This is a genomic window from Neobacillus sp. DY30 (assembly GCF_030123065.1).
Classification (GTDB): domain Bacteria; phylum Bacillota; class Bacilli; order Bacillales; family Cytobacillaceae; genus Neobacillus.
In genome coordinates this window covers 3,850,001-3,871,238 of the sequence record NZ_CP126093.1, presented here as the reverse complement: position 1 = coordinate 3,871,238, position 21,238 = coordinate 3,850,001, and the positions used below count along the sequence as shown (strand labels likewise).

Annotated in this window: 17 protein-coding genes and 1 rRNA gene (1 of these 18 only partly in view); 13 read left to right on the top strand and 5 right to left on the bottom strand. The window is 39.0% G+C overall.

Annotated features, from left to right (window positions below; genetic code table 11):
* Positions 1-25: 25 nt before the first annotated feature.
* From QNH29_RS18835 to dacB, 4 genes are all read left to right on the top strand, one after another.
* Positions 26-1,369, top strand: coding sequence for a methyltransferase domain-containing protein (locus QNH29_RS18835; RefSeq protein WP_283860873.1), 1,344 nt, complete (start codon positions 26-28; stop codon positions 1,367-1,369).
* Positions 1,369-3,969, top strand: a complete 2,601-nt coding sequence (locus tag QNH29_RS18830) for a polynucleotide kinase-phosphatase (RefSeq protein ID WP_283860872.1) — start codon at positions 1,369-1,371, stop codon at positions 3,967-3,969. The genes QNH29_RS18835 and QNH29_RS18830 overlap by 1 nt, the downstream gene beginning before the upstream one ends.
* A 302-nt stretch (positions 3,970-4,271) precedes the next feature.
* Positions 4,272-5,537, top strand: a complete 1,266-nt coding sequence (locus tag QNH29_RS18825; RefSeq protein ID WP_283860871.1) for a glycosyl hydrolase family 18 protein — start codon at positions 4,272-4,274, stop codon at positions 5,535-5,537.
* A 154-nt stretch (positions 5,538-5,691) separates the two neighbouring features.
* Positions 5,692-7,149: a D-alanyl-D-alanine carboxypeptidase/D-alanyl-D-alanine endopeptidase gene (gene dacB, locus QNH29_RS18820; RefSeq protein ID WP_481858741.1), complete on the top strand. Its 1,458-nt coding sequence runs from the start codon at positions 5,692-5,694 to the stop codon at positions 7,147-7,149.
* 54 nt (positions 7,150-7,203) lie between these two features.
* Here the strand turns inward: dacB and QNH29_RS18815 are convergent, their stop codons facing one another.
* Positions 7,204-7,686 (bottom strand): HIT family protein, encoded by a 483-nt coding sequence (locus QNH29_RS18815; protein ID WP_283860870.1) that lies wholly within the window; start codon positions 7,684-7,686, stop codon positions 7,204-7,206.
* Positions 7,687-7,792: 106 nt separating this feature from the next.
* Between QNH29_RS18815 and QNH29_RS18810 the strand changes: the two genes are divergently transcribed.
* Positions 7,793-8,629, top strand: a complete 837-nt coding sequence (locus QNH29_RS18810) for a deoxyribonuclease IV (RefSeq protein WP_283860869.1) — start codon at positions 7,793-7,795, stop codon at positions 8,627-8,629.
* 57 nt (positions 8,630-8,686) lie between these two features.
* Positions 8,687-9,412, top strand: coding sequence for a CBS domain-containing protein (locus QNH29_RS18805; RefSeq protein WP_283860868.1), 726 nt, complete (start codon positions 8,687-8,689; stop codon positions 9,410-9,412).
* A gap of 70 nt (positions 9,413-9,482) precedes the next feature.
* Here the strand turns inward: QNH29_RS18805 and QNH29_RS18800 are convergent, their stop codons facing one another.
* The 3 genes from QNH29_RS18800 to QNH29_RS18790 form a co-directional block, all read right to left on the bottom strand.
* Entirely contained in the window at positions 9,483-10,226 is a 744-nt protein-coding gene (locus tag QNH29_RS18800) for a hypothetical protein (protein WP_283860867.1), read from the bottom strand.
* A 140-nt stretch (positions 10,227-10,366) separates the two neighbouring features.
* Positions 10,367-10,777 (bottom strand): acyl-CoA thioesterase, encoded by a 411-nt coding sequence (locus tag QNH29_RS18795; protein ID WP_283860866.1) that lies wholly within the window; start codon positions 10,775-10,777, stop codon positions 10,367-10,369.
* Between the two features lie 15 nt (positions 10,778-10,792).
* Positions 10,793-11,254, bottom strand: coding sequence for an SRPBCC family protein (locus QNH29_RS18790; RefSeq protein ID WP_283860865.1), 462 nt, complete (start codon positions 11,252-11,254; stop codon positions 10,793-10,795).
* A gap of 222 nt (positions 11,255-11,476) precedes the next feature.
* On the opposite strand from QNH29_RS18790, the gene QNH29_RS18785 reads away from it, so the two are divergent.
* The 6 genes from QNH29_RS18785 (at position 11,477) to QNH29_RS18760 (ending at position 19,794) form a co-directional block, all read left to right on the top strand.
* Positions 11,477-12,715 (top strand): multidrug effflux MFS transporter, encoded by a 1,239-nt coding sequence (locus QNH29_RS18785; RefSeq protein WP_283860864.1) that lies wholly within the window; start codon positions 11,477-11,479, stop codon positions 12,713-12,715.
* A gap of 126 nt (positions 12,716-12,841) precedes the next feature.
* Positions 12,842-14,338, top strand: coding sequence for a M1 family metallopeptidase (locus QNH29_RS18780; protein ID WP_283860863.1), 1,497 nt, complete (start codon positions 12,842-12,844; stop codon positions 14,336-14,338).
* Between the two features lie 176 nt (positions 14,339-14,514).
* On the top strand, positions 14,515-15,159 hold the full coding sequence (locus QNH29_RS18775; protein WP_283860862.1) for an SDR family oxidoreductase: 645 nt from the start codon (positions 14,515-14,517) through the stop codon (positions 15,157-15,159).
* A 244-nt stretch (positions 15,160-15,403) separates the two neighbouring features.
* Entirely contained in the window at positions 15,404-16,009 is a 606-nt protein-coding gene (locus tag QNH29_RS18770; RefSeq protein ID WP_283860861.1) for a DedA family protein, read from the top strand.
* Positions 16,010-16,054: 45 nt separating this feature from the next.
* Positions 16,055-17,503 carry a cardiolipin synthase gene (cls, locus tag QNH29_RS18765; protein WP_283860860.1) on the top strand — a complete coding sequence of 483 codons (1,449 nt, stop codon included), beginning with the start codon at positions 16,055-16,057 and terminating at the stop codon, positions 17,501-17,503.
* A 140-nt stretch (positions 17,504-17,643) separates the two neighbouring features.
* Complete coding sequence (locus QNH29_RS18760; RefSeq protein ID WP_283860859.1) at positions 17,644-19,794, top strand: sensor domain-containing protein; 2,151 nt, start codon at positions 17,644-17,646, stop codon at positions 19,792-19,794.
* A gap of 29 nt (positions 19,795-19,823) precedes the next feature.
* On the opposite strand, the gene QNH29_RS18755 is transcribed toward QNH29_RS18760, so the two are convergent.
* Entirely contained in the window at positions 19,824-20,132 is a 309-nt protein-coding gene (locus QNH29_RS18755; protein ID WP_283860858.1) for a hypothetical protein, read from the bottom strand.
* A 583-nt stretch (positions 20,133-20,715) separates the two neighbouring features.
* On the opposite strand from QNH29_RS18755, the gene QNH29_RS18750 reads away from it, so the two are divergent.
* A 16S ribosomal RNA gene (locus tag QNH29_RS18750) occupies positions 20,716-21,238 on the top strand; it runs 1,027 nt beyond the window's last position.

Here is a 21,238-nt window from a genome sequence, read left to right as displayed (position 1 = left end):
TTCAGCAGAAAGTGAAGTGTAATGTATGCAGCTATCATTAACAGTAAGGGGAAATGGTGCAGATGTGGTCTCTTATCTTATCGCGAAGAACCCTAATAACCCGTATGAGAGGGATGAAAAAGGCTTTAAGGTCCGCCTCGTTTATCCTATTTTTACAAAAGAAGAAGTCCAGTTCCTTATCTATGTAAAGCCAGACCCGATAGATTTAGTGCGAAACTCATCCGATTTATTTGATATTACCCATTACATAAACGACCGCGAGTTTGCCGTCAGCAGCTTGTTTATTACTACCTTCCGCAAGGCATTAGGAACCGCTTTAAATGGGAAACCAGATGAAGAGTATCTGCCATGGGTGGACCACGCATTTGATATGGAACTGGCTTTTGGTCCGGTATCAACGGATTTAAGAGATCAGGAATTGGCTGATTTGTTTGAACCAATGGGTTACAAAGTGGAAATTGAGCGCGTAGAAAGTACGATTCGTAAAAAAAGCTCCGCACGATTTGTTACGATCTCCGGCAGGCAGAGCGTTCAAAAAGCGCTTAAGCATGTTTCGATTCTCATACCTGTCATCGATAATTATAAGCATTATTTTTTAGACGAAAGAGAAGTGGAGAAACTCGAACGTTACGGGGAAGGATGGCTAGAAACTCATCCGTTAAAACAAATTATCGTCAAGCGTGCCCTTCGATTTAATGCCTTAATTTCTCAATCTAAATACTATGAAAAGAAACCGTACGTTCGTAACCAGGAAGAGAGCCCGAAGACTCGCTTAAACGACCTGCGTTATGAAGCCATACTGAACATTATTCGGACACTCCCGCAGAGGGAGACTGTTGTGGACATTGGTGCTGGGGAAGGAAGACTATCCGTACAGCTTGGATTTGTCGAAGGTGTCAAAGAAATTTTATCGATTGAGCCCTCAAACAAATCCCGACTTAAGGCGATTGAAAGATTTGGACAAGTGATAGATAAAGAAGGATTTGTTGAACCACAATCACTCGCAGGGTCTTTATTTTATTTTGACAGCCGGCTGCAAAATAAAGACATCATCATTTTGTGTGAAGTGATTGAGCATATTGACGAGAACCGGCTCCCAAAAATAGTTGATACGATTCTTGGTGAGTATCGGCCAAAAACTCTGATTGTTACAACACCAAACCAGGAATACAATGTCCTCTATGATATGGATGAAGCAATGCGACATGATGATCACCGGTTTGAATGGACACGAGCAGAATTTGCTCAGCATGTGGAAGCATGGACGAAAAGATATCCTTACAAATTCAGCATTCAAGGGATTGGCGAAGAACATCCAACGTACGGACAGCCAACACAAATAGCCATTTTTAGAAGGGAGGAGATCTGATGACAACACTACATTTACCGCATGCGGGAATTGTCCTGTTAGTGGGACCCTCTAATACCGGAAAAACAACCTTATTAAATCAATTAATACAAGAACAGCAGATTCTTCCATCTGAAGTGGTCAGCTCTGATCAATTTCGTGTTTTGGTCAGCGATATTGAATTTATAAGTTGGAACGGGCGCCCCAAAGACGAAAGTGATGCATTATTTTATGAATACCAGCAAATATCCGGTGCTGCCTTTGAAGCAATGGATTATGTGATTTCAAAACGCTGTAAGCTCAATAAATTAACGTTTATCGACGCCACCCATTTACGTGAGGAAGAACATGAAAAATATCTGCAAATGGGGAAGAAATATCATGTTCCTGTCGTTGCGATGGTCTTAAATATTTCAGAAACGGAATTGATGAGAAGGGATATGGAGCGTGCCTTTCCACGTGGTCGAAACCGTATCAAGCAACAATATCAACTTTTTAAAAATACACTTCGCTTCATTAAAAAGAAACCATATCGCCGTGTTTACATGCTTGGAGAAGATGAACTTCAAGTCGTAAACGTGAGTCGTCTGGAGAACCCATTATATATTGATGTTGGGACTGGAATCGATTTTATCGGGGATATTCATGGCTGTTTTGATGAATTTGTTGAAATACTAAACAAACTTGGATACAAGGAAAACGATGAAGGGTATTACATCCATCCAGAAGGCAGGAAAATACTTTCATTAGGAGATGTATTAAGCCGGGGACCGAAGTCCATTGAAACACTAAAATTTTTCCATAAGCATGTTTCGGCAGGACTCAGCTTTATGATTGACAGCAATCACGGTTGGAAAATTGCCCGCTGGCTCGATGGAAAAAATGTAAAGATGGCACACGGTGATGAAAATGTAGCCGCTGAATTTGAAGAATATGAGCGTAAAAACGGCAGTGAGGATACTGAGACGTTAAAGGCACAAATAAAAGAGTTACTTTTACAAGCGAAATCACACTATGTGATTCGAAAAAATGAGGTTAATACTGTAGTAGCAGTACATGCAGGAATAAAGGATCACTATATCGGAAAGCAGTCGCCCCGAATTTCTGACTTTTGTCGGTATGGTGATAGTGAGGGGCTCGATGAAAATGGCAAGCCAATCCGAAAAGATTGGTCCGTCGCCCATAAATCAAGTGAGCTCATTCTTTGGGGGCACGACCCAAAGCCGCAGCCATTGTTGGTTAACAACACACTTAATATTGACCAAGGTGTGGTATACGGTGGTAGTTTAACTGCTTACCGTTATCCAGAAAAACAATTTGTTTCGGTCAAGGCAAAACAGGATTATGCAAATGTTCCCGACAATCCATTGAAGGAATGGGAACTCAAGAGACTCGCAGCGCCGAATATCATGAAATTCTTAGACGGTTATTCCGTATTAACAGAACAGTACGGCGAGATCATGATTTATGATGATGGTGTGAAACCAGCTTTAGATGATTTATCTCATTACACCTTGCCGCTTGAAGACATCGTTTATCTTCCTCCAACGATGAGTCCAACGCCAAAACCGTCACGTCTGGAAGAATACCTAGAGCACCCAATGGAGGCATTCGATTACTACCAAGCCAATGGTGTAGATACAATGGTCGTGGAAAAGAAACATATGGGCAGCAGGGGGATTTTGTTTTTATTTAAAAATAAAGAAATTGCCAAGGAGTATGTTGGCAGGGAAACGTTAGGAACCATTTATACCCGTACAGGCAGGGCATTTTTTCAAAAAGAACTGCAGGAACAAGTGGTCAGTGTCTTGAATGAAGATTTAGTGAAAAGTGGTTATTTTGAGAAATATAATACTGATTTTGTCTTGCTTGATGCAGAAATTCTGCCATGGAATTTGAAGGCGAAAGACCTGATTCTGAACCAATATGCGCATGTGGGGGAAATGGCGCTGCTTGACCGGCATAAATTAAAGGATTCACTCGAGCAGGCTCTGAAAAATGGGAAGGATGTTTTAAGCTGGGTCCAGGAAAATGATGTAGGGATCAAGAATGCCCAAGTATTTAATACGGTGTATCAGAAATACTGTTGGGAACCAGAAGGATTGGAAGGAATTCAAATCGCCCCATTCCACACATTGGCTCACAGTTCAGAAACATTTTTTGACAAGCGGCACACTTGGCATATGGAGAAAAATAAAGAATTTAGTGAGATTTCCCGTTTGTTTATAGAAACAGAATACCGAATTGTAAATGATGAAGCCTCGATGAAGGACGCCATTGAATGGTGGGAAGAGATGACAGAGGATGGTCATGAAGGATTTGTTGTGAAACCAGAATCGTATATTACACGTCACAAAGGAAAACTTCTCCAGCCTGCGATAAAAGTTAGGGGTCGCAAGTATTTGCATATCATTTATGGAATCGATTATCTGCTGCCAGAAAATTTATCTCGATTAAAGAAACGGAATGCAGGCAAGAAGCAGCGTAACGCATTGAAGGAATTCGCTCTGGGTGTAGAGGGTGTTAATCGATTTGTAAAAAGAGAATCATTAGAACGAGTTCATGAATGTGTGTTAGGAATTCTAGCGTTAGAAGCAGAACCAATTGATCCAAGATTATAGGATAGCTAAACGAACTGGTTGTATCAGTTCGTTTTTTTATTTGGCTTTTTATAGACAGATGTTGATTTTTCGCATGAAAATTCTTACGAGTAACTAATCCTCAATGGGAACTCGAATGATTAGTCTTTCATCACCCTTATGAAGGACTAATCTCATTGGGAATTCTTCTGATTTGTCCCTCATCGACTCTTTTATACCGTTGTTCTAATAATCAAGAATGAAAATTAACAAAGCTTTTCATTTAAAGAGCAATATTCTTTGTGAATTCCCCATATGATGTAGGTAAAAAGGAGTGTGAGAGTATGGCTGTTCATGTAGTGAGTGCGGGGGAAAATTTGTGGGCAATTTCAAATCGGTATGGTGTGCCCATCCAAACCATTGTTGAGCTAAATGGACTGCCATCTGCAAATGCCCTCGTACCAGGTCTAGCCTTGTATATTCCGGACAACCAGCTGCCAATCCGCTCCTATCAAATTAAATCGGGTGACCAAATTTGGGAAATAGCCCGGAGGTTTAGAACGGACATCTCGTCGATTTTAGCTGCCAATCCTGGCGTAAACCCGAATCAGCTTACCGTTGGTCAAATGATCCTTATTCCTTCACCGGTAAAATTAAAAATAGCGACTTTAGGGTTTATTGTGCCAACAGGGGAGAGTGCTGTTCTATCAATATTAGATTCTCTCGCAGGACAATTAACATATTTAGCCGTGGTAGCGTATTCATTTACGACTGAGGGGTATGCCTATAATTTGCTTGAGGATTCAGCTATTGTTGCACGAAGTAAGCAATTAAACATCACTCCCTTATTAATGATTCGTAATTTTACAGGAGTTGATTTTAGTGCAGAGCTCGCAGGCCAAGTCCTAGCCAATCCAGTTTACCGCAGGAATTTGGTTCAGAGCATTGTGAACTTAACAAGGCAAAGAGGGTTTGGAGGCGTCAGTATCGACTTTGAATTTATTCCACCCGCTCAGCGTAATGACTTTAGTCTATTCTTAAGAGAATTAAAGACTGCTTTGGGAGAATTGATATTGCATGTAAATGTACATGCGAAAACGGCAGATCTCCCAACCAATCGAATTGTCGGAGCATATGATTATGCTGCGATTGGGAATGCAGCGGACATTGTTGCGGTTATGACGATTGATTATGGATATCCAGGAGGTCCACCGGAACCGATTGCTCCTATCTGGTGGATGGAAGAAGTGGTTCAATACGCCCTTACGCAAATCAACCCTCGTAAACTGCAGATTGCCATCCCGCTTTATGGTTATGATAAAGTCGTAGGGACGAATGCGACGCGTGCGATGTCAGTTGTAGCAGCCCAGAATCAAGCCCTTGCGACAGGTTCAATCATTGAATTTGATCAGAGGTCCATGTCTCCTTGGTACCGGCATTGGAGTACAGGTCTAGAACACGTCGTTTGGTTTGAGGATATTCGAAGTTTCATAGCAAAATATCGATTGATCGATTTATATAACCTGTCAGGTACAACCTTATGGCAAATTAGTCTGCCTGCACCGCAAAATTGGGCGTATTTGAGTAAAAATATTGCTGTCCTGAAATAGTGATTTGGAGACATTCTGATATATTTGGATTTACGCCGATATTTTCAGGAACGTGATATATTTATTTATTTCGTGAAAAATTACCTATGACAAGGAAAAAAAGTACGTTTATTAGGAAACACTTATTGAAAAACAAGAAAGTTGGAAATGAATTTTGCTTAAACGATTGAATTTGATCATTTTAATATGTTTTTTAGCTACAATACTGCCACAAACACAACCAGTCCTTGCGGTGGACAATTTGGCACAGCAATTAAATCAACTATTAAATGAAGATCCCGATTTAAAAGGGGCCATTGCTGGAATCAGTATACGAAATGCCACGAATGGTGAGGTCATTTATGATCACCTAGGAGATGTCCGCCTGCGACCTGCTTCGAATATGAAGCTGTTCACAGCAGCAGCAGCATTATCGGTGTTAGGGGAAGATTATACCTTCAAAACAGAAGTACTCACGGATGGGACCATAAAAAAGAAAACCCTGCAGGGGGACCTCTACGTAAAGGGAAAGGGCGACCCCACTCTACTAAAGGAAGACTTTGATAAAATGGCAGCAGACCTCAAAACAATGGGGATACAAAAAATCACTGGTCATTTAATTGGCGATGACACCTGGTATGATGATATTCGTTATTCGGTTGATTTACCGTGGAGTGATGAACAAACGTACTACGGTGCACAAATTTCCGCCTTAACGGCTTCACCAACTCATGATTATGATTCTGGGTCAGTAATGATTGAAGTTAAACCGGGAAACCACGAAGGTGATAAGGGGGAAGTAGCGGTTACGCCAAATACAGACTTTGTAAAAATCATCAATCAAACGGCAACGGTTGCTAAGGATGGAAAAAAGAAACTGACCTATGAAAGGGAGCACGCCAAAAACACGATTACGATTACTGGTACCTTACCTGTTAAATCAAAAGGGGAAAAGGAATGGATTGGTGTCTGGGAACCGACTCGGTATGCGTTAGCACTTTTTAAACAATCGCTCGCAGAACAAGGCATACAACTTTCCGGAAAGGTAAAAACCGGAACCACCCCAACAGAAGCCAAAATCGTACATACCCATAGCTCGATTAAGCTTTCGGAATTACTTGTTCCATTTATGAAACTGAGCAACAACGGGCATGCCGAAACCTTAGTTAAAGAAATGGGAAGAGTGGTCAAAGGGGAAGGCAGCTGGGAAAAGGGTCTCGAGGTCATGGAAGCAGAGCTAGCCAAATTTGGCATTAACACGGAAACATTGGTCCTTAGGGACGGCTCCGGAATTTCACATGTCAATTTAGTCCCATCGTCGCAGCTGTCTCAATTATTAGTTGCCGTACAGCAGCAATCTTGGTTTCCTGCTTTTCTTCATTCACTGCCGGTAGCGGGAGCTAGTGAAAAAATGGAGGGCGGCAGCTTACGAAACCGGATGAAAGGTCCTGATGTAAGAGGAAAGGTATTCGCAAAAACTGGGACGATTTCTACGGTAAGTACTATATCAGGCTATGTTACCACGAAAAGCGGACAAACCTTGATATTTTCCATTATGTTAAACAATCTTATGGAAGATGCCAAAGGGAAGAAAGTTGAAGATAAACTGATCTCAATAATAGCTAGTCATTGATGTTAGAAAAGCGGAAGAATCTAGTATGTTTGAAGATTCTTCCGCTTTACTATTTTACTGTAATGCGTTTCTTAATGCGCCGATTGAACTCATAACCTTTTGATGATTAACAACCGTATTTCGATGATTTCTCGCATGAAGCAGAACTGGGCGAAGTGATTCAACAGATCTGCCAAATTCCCTCATCCATTCATATCGAGGTACTAACCAGGTATGGAAATGATGAGTGGTATCTTCGTTGTAGAAATAATATACATAATCAATACCTAAAACTTCTCGCTGCGCTTTCCTAATTTTCGCCATGGTATTTATGTAATCCAGTCTTTCCTCATCCGTTAATTCATCCAAGCATTTAATATGTCTTTTTGAAGCAATAATAACCAATCCTTCAATTGGGTAGGCGACATCCTGGTGAGCATGAAAATGTTCTGTTTCTACGATAACGCCCCCATCTGGCTCTACCGACCCGCTCGTCAACGCACAGCTTAAACATTCCACTTCTACGGTTTTACCATTTGATAATGTTATTTTCCTCATCCATTTTCCCCCTCACAAGTATCCTGAATTATCTTACAACATTCACAGATAGAAGAATAGTAAGAAGCTTTTTTGCAAAAAATAAACATAAAAACGGTGGGATACGATGATTTTTGGCTGTCATGTTAGTATTCGAAACGGGTATACAGGTGCGGCAAAACGAGCAATAGAATATGGAGGGAAGGCCTTTCAATATTTTCCAAAAAATCCACGGAGCCTTTCAGTAAAGGCCTTTGACCGTGGAGATGCAGCGAGTTGTAAAGAATATTGTCAGAATCATGGTATATTTTCAGTTGCGCATACACCATACTCTACAAGTTTAACGCCTTCTGAGGATAAAAAAGAGTTAACGATTGCGTCTCTTTTAAATGATTTAGAAATTGCAGATTCCTGTGGTTCAATTGGAGTGGTTGTTCATTTTGGGAGTCAAATCAGTAAAACAGACCCGCTTGCCAGTTATCACTTAATGCTTGAGATTCTTAATTCAGTCCTTAGTCAATGGAACGGTGATTGTTTATTATTAATTGAGAATAATGCTGGAACAAAGGGGGCACTGGGAACAACTTTTGAAGAATTAGTACAAGTCCGAAACTTAGCCGAATATCCAGAGAAAATAGGTTTTTGTCTCGATACCTGTCATATGTTTGCAAGTGGTCTTTGGACTGGAGAAAATACGGTAGATTTTTTCACGAAAGGTCAAGAGTTAGCTTATTTTGAACACCTAAAAATCATACACTTAAACAATTCAAAGTATCCAACTGGATCCAAAAAGGATCGTCATGCCAATATTTTTCAGAATGGCTTGATTAAGGCTGAATTTCTTCAGGAAATTGTAACATCCCCGATTGTAAAACATATTCCTTTTGTGTTAGAAACACCTGATGATGAAGGGATTAATCATAAAGAAGAAATTACCCAACTCTATCAAAAATGGGATAGTTAAATAGTCAGAATAAATATATAATGAAAGAAATAAGTAAACATAATGGCAGGGATAGAGATGAAACAAGTGAAAAAAGGACAAATCCTATCGGAACGATTTGAGGTGGCCTTTAATCAAGTGCATGACGCGATGAAGGATATTGTCAAAATAAATGATGATAGATTTGTAGTATTAGTAAAGGTTGGAGCGAAGAAATATCAAATTATCGAAACATTTAAAAAGGATTTGGAGCAGTATGCGAAACTAAGGAATGCCATTGTCCATGAAAAAATGCAAGTCGGATATTATATCGCCGAACCAAACGCCAAAGTGGTCGAGCATATAGAGAAAATCGCCAATGTCTTTAACCGGCCCAACTATGCTTTGTCGATTGCAACAAAAAATGTACTGTACTTTGACTATAACGATAGTATACTGAAAGTGACGGAAGCGATTCGTGAGTATAATTATTCTAAATTTCCGGTCTATAAAAATAAAGAATTTGCCGGCCTTTTGACAGCGGGCTCGATTGTAAAATGGATGGCACAAAACATGGTGAGCACTTCTGTAAACTTAGATGATACACATATATACGATATTATGAAATACGAAAAAGACCATCCAATTGATTTTGTCGCGAAAAGTACGAATATCTTCGATGTAGAAACAATATTCGAAAAATCTCATAAGGTAAAAAAGAAATTAGAAGCTGTGATTATTACTGAAAACGGCAAAAAAGATGAGGCACCACTCGGAATTATCACTCCGTGGGACTTGATTGAGATTGATTATACAGTCGATTAAAAAGTGAGGAGCATACCAAAATGGATATGCTCCCTTTACATATTGTCCAGCTTATGCGCTTACGCTTTTCTTACTGCATATCGTCAAAATTAAACTCACTTAATTGATCCATATGGCTGGCGATCATGGCGATAATGGTGCTTGCCTCTTCTTTACTGAAAATAAAATGAGATTCGTCTTTGATTAATTCATCATCGGTTGTCCAAATTCGGTTTACTCTTCTCAGAACACCGTCACCGGTTTCTGGGACAACGCCAAATTGATATGTCACTTCAACTTCATCCTCATGTTTGAATGCCGTTACCTCTGGCGTGTTCCATTCGACATCAATTTCCTCAAAAATATCATCATCATTTACTTGCTGAGCTTCATAATATTCTTCGTCATCATCATCGTCATCAACCTCGACCATTTCATAATAGTCGTCACTGTCTTCATATACCTCGTCCGAAGTAAGATAGACACCATCATCGGTGTAATGATCATCATCATTCATATAATCATGAAGACTAGCGTGTACTTCATCGATGATTTCTTCTATGTCCGAAAGGATGATTTTAGCAGTATGCCCACTGTCAACATCAAAGGTATCGATGTAAAATTCTTCGTTCTGAGGATCAAAGAACAATGTACAAAAATAGTCTCTATCGACATCTTCTGTATGAACATCTTCTGTTTCTACAAAAAATTCGATCCTTGGGTGTTTGGCAGCTCTCTCAATTGACATTTGACCAACCTGATCATATTCTTCGCAAATAGATTCCAGGTGATCCTGCAGCTCGCCACAAACTCTGTCAAACCATTCTAACGACATTAACATCCCATCCTTTCAAGGTAATCGTCGTTATTATCTCCAACAAGTAATGTTTAATCCATGTATTTGTAAAAACATGGAGATATTATGGGAAGGTCTGACAAAAAAATTCCTCATTTTATAAAATGGGGAATTTTTTGTTACTTATATTCAAGTTCAAATTGTTCAATTCGTTCTCTAATGAAATCAGGGACAGGGCAAGGTTGCATAGATTCGTGTTCAACACTGACGTAAATAATTTCAGCCAGGAGTACTGGCTCAAGTTCATCTTCTCTTGTAATCATAAAATTCATAGTCAGGCTTTTGTTTCCTACTCTTTCCACCCTGCACCAGATGGTGAGCCAGTCATTTAAGAAGGCTGATCGTTTATACTCGAGTGTTGATTTTGCAAGAACAAAATCAAACTGTTCATCGTGTCGGAGAAGCTGCTGGAAATATTCTGTGACGGCTACATCAATATACGTTAAGTAATGTGAATTAAAAACAATCTTTTGTCCATCAATTTCCGAATAACGCACCTTTAATCGATGTGAGAAACGATAATCTACCATTCCAGGCTCCTTTCGTTATTTCACTAAAGCACTTTCTTCTTCTGCTAATTCCTTAACACGCTCGATAAATTTAACTACCGTCTTATCGCCGGCAAACCATAAGAATAATTTAAAAATCGCCTTTAACGGCTTATTCGTGGTAGTGTATTTAAAACGTGTTTTATGTTCAGTTATCTTTGTTAATTCATAAGCAGCAGTAATTTCAAAAATGTTAGCTAAGGTGAATCCAACTTTCATTTTTTTATGGTCAGGTGTATTTAAATATTCTAAAGTTTCCACATCATACTCTTCAATCCGTTTACCTTCTTTATACTGTTGACGATAAATCGTTCCAACGCCTTCTTCTGTCACTTTCACTGGTGTATTACCAACGACCTGCGGCATAATCTTTTGCATTTTTTCTAGCGAGCCGTCAAACAAATCCCAAACTTTTTCAATAGGAGCATTAATTTCAATTTCTTTTGTCCATTCTTTCATAAAGGAACACCTCTTATATATAATTATTTTTAATTTTTCAAAAAAATTACTAGTCACATTAATATTCTATTTATACATCATAAATCCTTTAATTGCGCTAATGGTTACCATTGTTCTATATATGTGGAAAAAGTTTCGTTTTCTAAGCTCAATCATTTGATTTATCGTATCAATAATTAGAAAATTAAAAACAAATAACACAGTGAAGGGAATGAAACAATTTTGGGTTCTCCTTTAAATAATTCGATTGATAATCCCGGAACCATCACTCGTTCAAAGCGTTTATGGATTGCGTTGGTGTTAGGTTCATTGGCAGCATTTGCGCCATTATCGATTGACATGTATTTACCCGCTTTACCTATATTAGCAGATTACTTTCATACCAGCCCGTCTTTTATTCAACTTAGTCTAACGTTTTTCCTACTAGGATTATCGTTAGGTCAGCTTTTTGCTGGACCTATAAGTGACATTAATGGGAGACGGAAACCGCTTTTAATTGGTTTGATCATCTATACAGTCGTATCGTTCCTTTGTGTATTAAGTCCATCGATTTGGACATTTATTCTGCTGCGATTTTTGCAAGGACTGGCTGGTTCAGTGGGAATGGTTGTCTCGAGGGCGATTGTGCGTGACTTATATTCTGGAACGGAATTAACGAGATTTTTTGCACTTCTATCTTTAGTAAACGGGGCAGCACCTATTCTAGCTCCAGTAGCTGGTGCTCAGCTCCTTAGGTTTGTCCCGTGGCAAGGTGTTTTTATTGTATTGGGCATCATCGGTTGTGCAATGTTTATTGTTGTCCTTTTTGGTTTGCATGAAACACTTCCCGACGAAAGACGATTAAGCGGAGGACTCAAAAATACGCTGTTAACATTTCGGAAATTGATCTTCGACCCTAGTTTCATTGGTTATGCCTTTTCACAAGGGCTCGTTACTGGCGCAATGTTCGCTTACATATCAGGCTCACCCTTTGTGGTGCAGGACATATATGGGGCTTCGCCGCAAATTTTTAGTCTTATTTTTGCCATCAATGGGTTAGGCATAATGATTGCCAGCCAGTCAACGGGACGATTGGCTGGAAGGATTCCCGAATCGAAGCTATTACACTTCGGATTAGGAATGTCCTTTTGTGGAAGTGTAACTTTGTTAATTCTTATTTTGCTTCAGGCAAATTTATGGATGATTTTAAGTCCATTATTTTTGGTGGTATCCAGTGTTGGTATTGTGAATACAGCAGGATTCTCTCTCGCGATGCAAAAGCAGGGTAAAAATGCAGGTAGCGCTTCAGCACTACTTGGTGTACTTTCCTTTGCATTTGGCGGGATCACTTCACCTTTAGTCGGAATAGGCGGTGAAGAATCAGCAATCCCAATGGGACTTGTCATCTTAATATCCTCAATGTGTGCAGTTATTTCATATGTATTTCTTGTTCTTAGGAAAACTAGACAAAAAAGTGATTAAACGTAGCTCCCCTGGTAATGAAAACAGGGGATTTTTTTATTAATAAATTGAAACTCTTGCATAAAAAGGACGTCTAAGTTTTGAGTGAATAATAGATGATAGGAGGCCATTATGAACAAAGGGGAAATGAAAAAGGTGAGAGGTAAATGGCTCGCAATCATGTTTATCGTACTTACAGTATTGCTGGCAGGGTGTAAAGAAAACAACTCAAAGGAAACTGCAGGAACAGCTAAGAATGTCACTTCTGAAGTTAAGGAAGATATTCCGACTATTTACGATACTGCCATCACGATTAATGTTGATGAGAAAACATTAACCGGTACTCTAAAGGTTAAATCGACAAACAATACAGGAAAAACTCAGGATAAAATTTACTTTCACGTATACCCCAATCAGTTCCGAGAGGGAGTCGATCTATTAGGTGGGTTCTGGCGTGAAATTATTGATAAGAATTCCGTACCAGGATCGATGGAGATTACAGAGGTTCAGGTAAATGGAGAAAAAGGAAGTTTTCAAATTAAGGATACGGTCCTTGAAATACCACTGGACGACAATTGGACAAAGGGTTCAACGATTGACCTTGAATTGAATTTCACCATGAGGGTTCCCAAGAATAATGGCAGGTTCTCCTATGACGAAAACGCCATTTGGCTTGGAAATTGGATTCCCATTCAGGCTGTATCTGATGAAGCAGGATGGGTAACAGAGCCATACCATTCAATAGGAGATCCATTTTATAGTCAGGTTGGAACATACAATGTCAAGGTTACTGTACCGAGCAATTATCAAGTCACAAGCACCGGTAAGGAAGAAGGCGGTGTACTTGAACAGGATGGTTCCTTAACATATACGACCAGTATTGATAATGTGAGGGATTTTGCAATGGTCGTTATGAATGAATCCTACCAAAAGTTAACCGACCAAGTAGGTAAAACGACTGTAAATACATGGTATCTAGCCAGCGAAAGCAACGAGGCAGCGAAGAAGAACCATGAAGCAGGGATTAAGGCATTAACTTATTTTAGTAAAGTTTATGGACCCTATCCATATCCGGAATATGATATCGTTCGAACTGGTATGTTTACAGCAATGGAATTTCCAGGATTAGTATACCTTCCAAAAAATGAAAGAAACGAAGCGGAAATTGGCTCAGTCGTCCATGAAACTGCGCACCAATGGTGGTATGGAATGGTTGGGAATAACGAAGTGAAAGAACCATGGCTGGATGAGGCGGTGGCAACCTATTCTACCACGAGATTTATGTTAGAAGAATATCCAGAGCATGGTGCCGGAGATTTAGAACTGAGAAAACACTTGACACAAGGAACGGAAGTCCATGAAAGACGCGGCCTATTTATAGGGAGTCCCGTAGATAAGTTTACCAACATCGGCTCTTATTCTCAGCTTGTCTATCAAAAAGGTGCGTTAATGCTGGAAAACCTTGAAAAAGTTATCGGAAAAGAGAAAATGGATCAATTGCTTCAAAATTATTTTAAAAAATATCAATATGAAATCGCAACAGGAAGTGACTTCATCTCCGTTTTTTCGGATGACCTTGGACCAGAAGCACAAGAGTATTTTGAGAATTGGTTAACTGGCAAGGAACCTGAATTCAAACAATAGTTGAAGGGAATCACCTCCATGATGGGCGTCTAGGTGATTGCAGATATCGGATGACATTATCTAAATAGTAAATATCCCGTATTTCCTGGCAGTATAACCTTCCCTTTATAGAATTTCTGAATAAGTTATTTCTACAATGAAATAATAGTCGTAAACAAGGTAAGGAGCTAACATCGATGAACGTATTAGTGGTTGGAGCTAATGGGCAGGTAGGGAAACTTCTTGTCAATGAACTCAGAGACAGTCAAAAACATACAGTGAAAGCGATGGTTAGGAAGGAAGAGCAAGCTGTGGCTTTCAAGAAAATGGAAGTAGAGGTAGCTGTGGCTTGTTTAGAACAAAGTGTTGAAGATATTGCTCAGGCTGCAAGAGGCTGTAATGCAATTGTGTTTACTGCAGGCTCAGGCAGGAACACGGGATATGATAAAACATTGCTGATTGATCTTGATGGTGCAGTGAAAACAATTGAAGCAGCAGAAAAGGTCGGAATAAAACGCTTCATTATGATCAGTGCCATTCAGGCACATCGGCGAGAAAACTGGCAAGAGAAAATGCTTCCCTATTATGCAGCAAAATACTATGCAGACAAAATGCTTGAAAAAAGTGAATTAACATACACCATTATCCGTCCGGGCGGGTTAATTAGTGAGCCGGGAACCGGGCTGATTAATGCCGCGAGGGACATTAAAAGCGGGAAGATATCACGAAAAGATGTGGCTAAAACAATAATTCATTCCTTAACAGAAGAAAATACTTACTACCAATCATTTGACCTCGTCACTGGTGAAGTTCCTATTGAGAAGGCATTAAAGATACTATAGGTACTTTGCTATTGTGAGCCATTCATTTCCGCGATAAACGACTTATATCGGTGTAAACGAACCATAAATATTCTGCGAAAACATTAAAGCATTTGTACTCACAAATGCTTTTTTTTGTTGAAAAACGGTTTTAATTTCACCAGTGAAAAATATAGTTATTAAAGAAAACGACCTTATTTGAAACTTTTTGGAATAACTAAACGTAAAATCAATCAATGTTATTTTTCGATCACTGGAGGGTATTATGGATTTATGGATTAAAGAGTTTATCGAACAGTATGGGTATTGGGGAGTGTTTCTTCTCATTGCACTTGAAAATATATTCCCTCCCATCCCGTCGGAAGTCATACTGACTTTTGGAGGTTATATGACAGCTGAAACTAATCTGAATATTGGTGGAGTTATTGCTGCTTCTACAATTGGTTCAGTATTTGGTGCGGTCATTCTTTACCGTTTGGGGGCTGTTTTAAATGTAAACAAATTGGAGGTAGTGATTGAACGGTATGGACGTTTCCTTCGTTTAACCAAAGAGGACCTCTATCGTGCTGACGCCTGGTTTGACAAATATGGGATTTGGACGGTTTTTTTCTGCCGTTTCATACCGTTGATTCGAAGCCTTATTTCAATCCCCGCTGGCATGGCAAGAATGAACTTCTGGATGTTTATTATTTTTACAACGTTAGGCACTATTCTTTGGAATACTATGCTGATAAATCTAGGGGCACGTGTAGGAGAAAATTGGGAAGTTATCGGGGAGAGAATGGACCAATATTCCAATTATCTGTATCTCGTTTTTGCCATCCTCCTTATTATCATTATCGGATGGAAGAGAAAAAGAAGAAGATACTAGTAAAACTAGCTAGAGAAAGTTATGTCGGTTGAGAGGGTTATTTCCATGAATATTACTTCTATATTATTAGGCTTACTGCTTGTATTGAATATCATGTTGGCCCTCGTTGTAATTTTTCAAGAAAGACGGGACGTGGGTTCTACGTGGGCCTGGTTATTAGTGTTATTTTTCATTCCAATCTTGGGATTTGTGATGTACCTATTATTGGGACAAAATTTAAGTCGAAAACGGCTTTTCCAATGGGATGATCTCAAAAAGACAGGTTTTGAAAAAGCATTAGATACTCAATTGACCAAACTTCGACTGAATCAATTTTATTATCGAAATGATGTCACAAGGGATAACCATGATTTGATTTATATGCATATGATTAATAATCAAGCCATCTTAACAGAAGACAATGCTGTTGAAATTTTTACAGACGGTAAAGAAAAATTTAATCAGTTATTTAGAGATATAAAAGCAGCTAGGAATTATATTCATATCCAATACTACATTATTAAAAATGATAATTTGGGAAAAGAATTAATTGATGCTTTAACCGTAAAAGCTAGGCAAGGGGTAAAGGTTCGTATCCTTTATGACGAATTAGGATCGCGCAGTCTGCCGAAAAGATCATTTAAAGAATTTCGAAAAGCTGGAGGTCAAGTGGAGGTATTTTTTCCTTCTAAATTTAGGTTTATTAATCTCAGGATGAATTATCGGAACCACCGGAAATTGGTCATTATCGATGGGAAAATTGGCTATGTTGGGGGATTCAATATTGGCGATGAATACTTAGGACTAAATAAGAGATTTGGCTATTGGCGGGATACCCATTTAAGGATTCAAGGTACGGCCGTGTATGCTCTCCAGACACGTTTCATCCTTGACTGGAATCAAGCCTCGGATGACCATGATGTTGACTATGTTCCAAATTTATACCCTGAGGATATTTCTCATGGAAATATCGGGATTCAGATTGTAACCAGCGGCCCTGATTCTGAGTTTCAACAAATAAAGAATGGATATATTAAGATGATTATGTCCGCCAAAAAATCGATTTATATCCAAACGCCTTATTTTATACCTGATACAAGTTTATTAGATGCCCTTCGAATTGCCTGTTTATCAGGAGTGGAAGTCAACATTATGATTCCTGATAAACCCGATCACCTGTTTGTTTACTGGGCAACTCTATCGCATGTTAGTGAGTTATTAAAAGTGGGTGCAAAGGTCTATATTTATAGAAATGGTTTTATCCACGCCAAGATGATCGTTGTGGATGAGGAAATCTCATCAGTAGGAACTGCCAACATCGACTATCGAAGCTTTAAACTCAATTTTGAAGTAAATGCCTTCTTATATGATGAAGGGGTTTCTAGAAAACTAACTGAAATTTTTAAAGAGGATATAAATGTATCGTTGTTATTGACCTATGAAGGTTACCAAAAACGTTCTTTAGAGGTACGGCTTAAAGAGTCCGTCTCTCGATTACTTTCACCTATCTTATAAAAAATTTAATCAATGTTCTATGTTATTTATACGTAGCCTATCCGATGAGGGGTAGGTTATTTTTTATTTCGTATTGAATTTTTTTATATGATGGAAAATTGGGAAATAGTAATAGTAAATGTTTTGGAGGATCAACATTGATGAGGGAAATAATACTAGGGGTGGGTCTTGTAATAGAGATAGCTTTAATTATAACTACAATTTTTATCATGTCTTCCCATCTTCGACGGAATTCTAGAAATAATACTAATATTCAATTAAATGAACAATATTATAAATCTCTATTTGAAGAAAACCCTGACGCTATTTTTATTTTTGACTTAAATGGAAATTTTCTGGTTGCAAACAAAGCTGTCTCTCTGTATGGATATACAGCTGAAGAATTAATTAATAAACCATTTACAGGCTACATACTTCCGAAAGATCTAGAAAAAGTGATGGCTCACTTTTTCCAAGCGGTGGAAGGAAGTTCATCAAATTGTGATTGCTCTATATTGGATAAAGAAGGCTTGCAAAGGGAGATTAGCGTAACCAATATACCTATTTTTGTAAATCAAGAAATCCATGGTGTATACACCATTATAAAAGATATAACTGAGCATAAAAAAGCACAAAACGACTTAGTGGAGGCAGAAGCTAAATATCGAAGCCTAATAGAAAACTCTTTAGTAGGGGTTTACATTATGCAAGATGGAAAATTGGTATATGTAAATCCAAGACTTTGTGAAATGTCCGGTTATCATTGTGAAGAGTTATTAGGTTTACATGTTAAAGAATTTATTTATCCTGAAGACTTGCCACTAGTGACTGAAAATATACGTAAACGGTTTAATAATGAAATAGACACGATGAAGTTTGAATATCGAGCAATCAGAAAGGATCGGAGTGTCATAACCTTTGAATTATATGGTTCAAAGATTGTCTATAATGGCAGGGATGCGATTATTGGGACAGTAATTGATATTACTGAGCGAAAAAACACTGAAAAAATAATCAGGCACATGGCGTATCATGACCAGTTAACAGATTTACCTAATCGTTATTTATTACGGGAAAAACTTAATGAAGCGATAATAGAGTCAAGACAAAACAACTGTCATTTCGCGCTCCTCTTTCTAGATTTGGATCGATTCAAAGCGATAAATGATACGTTGGGACATGAAGTCGGTGATAAAGTATTAATGGAAGTCGCTGAGCGACTGAAAGCATGTGTCACTCAAACAGATATCATTTCTAGGTATGGAGGCGACGAATTTTCCGTTCTGCTGCCTGAAGCTGGGGAACAAAGAGCCAGTCAAGTCGCACATCAAATCATAACGAAATTATCTCTTCCATTAACCTTTCTTCATCACGAATTATTGGTGACACCTAGTATAGGAATTTCCATTTTTCCTACTCACGGTGAAAGCTTTGATATGTTAATAAAAAATGGTGATTTAGCCATGTATCATGCAAAAAGCTTAGGAAGAAATAATTATCAATTTTTTAATGAGGAGTTAAATAAAAAAGCAAAGCATGAATTAGATATGGAGCTTAATTTACGGAAAGCATTGGAACAAAATCAATTAGTGTTATTTTATCAACCACAGGTAAATCTAGAAACCAATCAGATTTATGGGGCTGAGGCGTTGATGAGGTGGATACATCCAGAGAAAGGGATCATTCCACCAGCGTCCTTTATTCCTTTGGCGGAAGAGAATGGGTTGATTATCCCAATGGGAGAGTGGGCAATCCGTACCGCGTGCCAAGAAAATAAAAAGTGGCAGCTAGCCGGTTATTCACCTGTCACGGTTTCGGTAAATATATCAGCCAAACAGTTCTTCCAATCGAATCTAGTTGAAATTGTAGAATCTGCCTTAAGCGAGACGGAGCTTAATCCCAAGTATTTAGAGCTAGAAATTACTGAAAGTATAACGATGGATGTTGAACGGTCGATAACGACTCTATTGGAATTACAGAGAATTGGGGTCAAGGTAAGCATAGATGATTTTGGTATAGGATATAGCTCACTAAATTATCTCAAGAGACTTCCAATCGATAAGCTAAAAATCGACCAATCCTTTATTCGAGAATGTCCCAATGATATTAATAGCAATACCCTTGTCAGGACGATCATTATCATGGCTCATCTTCTAAAAATGAAGGTCATTGCAGAGGGGGTAGAAACAGAGGAACAAGTATCCTTTCTACTTGCGCAGGGTTGTAACGAGGCGCAAGGGTATTTATTTGGCAAACCTCTTCCGATGTCCGAATTTGAAACAAACTATTTGCAAAAACGCTTGGAAAAATAGCTCCAAGCGTTTTTTGTGATGTATAAGATTTATCGGTTTAAACGGCGTAGCACTCGTTCTTCAAATTCTGCTTGATCTATATCTAATCCAATCACTTCATTTCGAAAGGACTTAAAACGCCCATTCTCCACCTCAAGTGTGAAATATCCTCTAGAACTCGTAGGGTTAATATCGCCGATAATATTTTTCCTTCTGACGGGGTCAAATAAATTCACTAAATTAGGATTGCTAGGATGTGGCTTGAACCGACATCCTTGCTCCACACAAACTCTCACAATATTACGCACCTTTGGATGGGCGATACTTTCAATCTTTTTTATTACTTCTTCATTAGCCATAGATGTGATTCTCCTTTCCATTCTTCAAACAGTATGCCGATGCTTTAGTGAATATACCCGAACACATGAATTAACATATAAGTTATGTGCATTTAAGAATATAAGAATATGCTTTACTGTTTACCCTTACAAAAGTGTAAGGTTGCTGAACTGCCCTATTTAAATCGTACATCCTCCTGCTATTAAAACAGGATAATTATCGATGGTTGAATAAAAGATAGTACTACTTTTCGTATAAGGCTATCCCTAACATCGTAAAAAATTGAAATACATTGTCGCTAAACAAAAAGGCGAATAATGTAGAAAACAGGGATTGTCCCTGTAATGGAATTTGGAAGAAATTTCACATTGAACGGTTCTTGATAGGATGTTATTATAAGAAAGTTCCTTCGGTGAGTGATTAACAACACGATGAATTAAAAAATGTGTTGACTCAAGTGAATAGGATATGATAAGATATTTTTTGTCGCTAAAAACAAATGACACATTGTTCTTTGAAAACTAAACAAACAAGAACGTCAACAAAAATTATTAGTTTCTTCTATAGAAACTAGCCAACGTAACAAAATGAGCTATATCAACTTTCTTGGAGAGTTTGATCCTGGCTCAGGACGAACGCTGGCGGCGTGCCTAATACATGCAAGTCGAGCGAATCAAGAGGTGCTTGCACCTCTTGATTAGCGGCGGACGGGTGAGTAACACGTGGGCAACCTGCCTGTAAGACTGGGATAACTTCGGGAAACCGGAGCTAATACCGGATAATCCTTTTCCTCTCATGAGGAAAAGCTGAAAGTCGGTTTCGGCTGACACTTACAGATGGGCCCGCGGCGCATTAGCTAGTTGGTGAGGTAACGGCTCACCAAGGCGACGATGCGTAGCCGACCTGAGAGGGTGATCGGCCACACTGGGACTGAGACACGGCCCAGACTCCTACGGGAGGCAGCAGTAGGGAATCTTCCGCAATGGACGAAAGTCTGACGGAGCAACGCCGCGTGAGCGATGAAGGCCTTCGGGTCGTAAAGCTCTGTTGTTAGGGAAGAACAAGTACCGGAGTAACTGCCGGTACCTTGACGGTACCTAACCAGAAAGCCACGGCTAACTACGTG

Excerpts from the sequence above, each read along its gene's own strand:
- QNH29_RS18760 (WP_283860859.1), top strand. The coding sequence starts at position 17,644 with ATGAGGGAAATAATACTAGGGGTGGGTCTTGTAATAGAGATAGCTTTA.
- cls (WP_283860860.1), top strand. The coding sequence starts at position 16,055 with ATGAATATTACTTCTATATTATTAGGCTTACTGCTTGTATTGAATATC.
- QNH29_RS18835 (WP_283860873.1), top strand. The coding sequence starts at position 26 with ATGCAGCTATCATTAACAGTAAGGGGAAATGGTGCAGATGTGGTCTCT.
- QNH29_RS18775 (WP_283860862.1), top strand. The coding sequence starts at position 14,515 with ATGAACGTATTAGTGGTTGGAGCTAATGGGCAGGTAGGGAAACTTCTT.
- QNH29_RS18810 (WP_283860869.1), top strand. The coding sequence starts at position 7,793 with ATGATTTTTGGCTGTCATGTTAGTATTCGAAACGGGTATACAGGTGCG.
- QNH29_RS18805 (WP_283860868.1), top strand. The coding sequence starts at position 8,687 with ATGAAACAAGTGAAAAAAGGACAAATCCTATCGGAACGATTTGAGGTG.
- QNH29_RS18830 (WP_283860872.1), top strand. The coding sequence starts at position 1,369 with ATGACAACACTACATTTACCGCATGCGGGAATTGTCCTGTTAGTGGGA.
- QNH29_RS18770 (WP_283860861.1), top strand. The coding sequence starts at position 15,404 with ATGGATTTATGGATTAAAGAGTTTATCGAACAGTATGGGTATTGGGGA.
- QNH29_RS18800 (WP_283860867.1), bottom strand. The coding sequence starts at position 10,226 with ATGTCGTTAGAATGGTTTGACAGAGTTTGTGGCGAGCTGCAGGATCAC.
- QNH29_RS18795 (WP_283860866.1), bottom strand. The coding sequence starts at position 10,777 with ATGGTAGATTATCGTTTCTCACATCGATTAAAGGTGCGTTATTCGGAA.
- QNH29_RS18815 (WP_283860870.1), bottom strand. The coding sequence starts at position 7,686 with ATGAGGAAAATAACATTATCAAATGGTAAAACCGTAGAAGTGGAATGT.
- QNH29_RS18790 (WP_283860865.1), bottom strand. The coding sequence starts at position 11,254 with ATGAAAGAATGGACAAAAGAAATTGAAATTAATGCTCCTATTGAAAAA.
- QNH29_RS18825 (WP_283860871.1), top strand. The coding sequence starts at position 4,272 with ATGGCTGTTCATGTAGTGAGTGCGGGGGAAAATTTGTGGGCAATTTCA.
- QNH29_RS18755 (WP_283860858.1), bottom strand. The coding sequence starts at position 20,132 with ATGGCTAATGAAGAAGTAATAAAAAAGATTGAAAGTATCGCCCATCCA.
- QNH29_RS18780 (WP_283860863.1), top strand. The coding sequence starts at position 12,842 with ATGAAAAAGGTGAGAGGTAAATGGCTCGCAATCATGTTTATCGTACTT.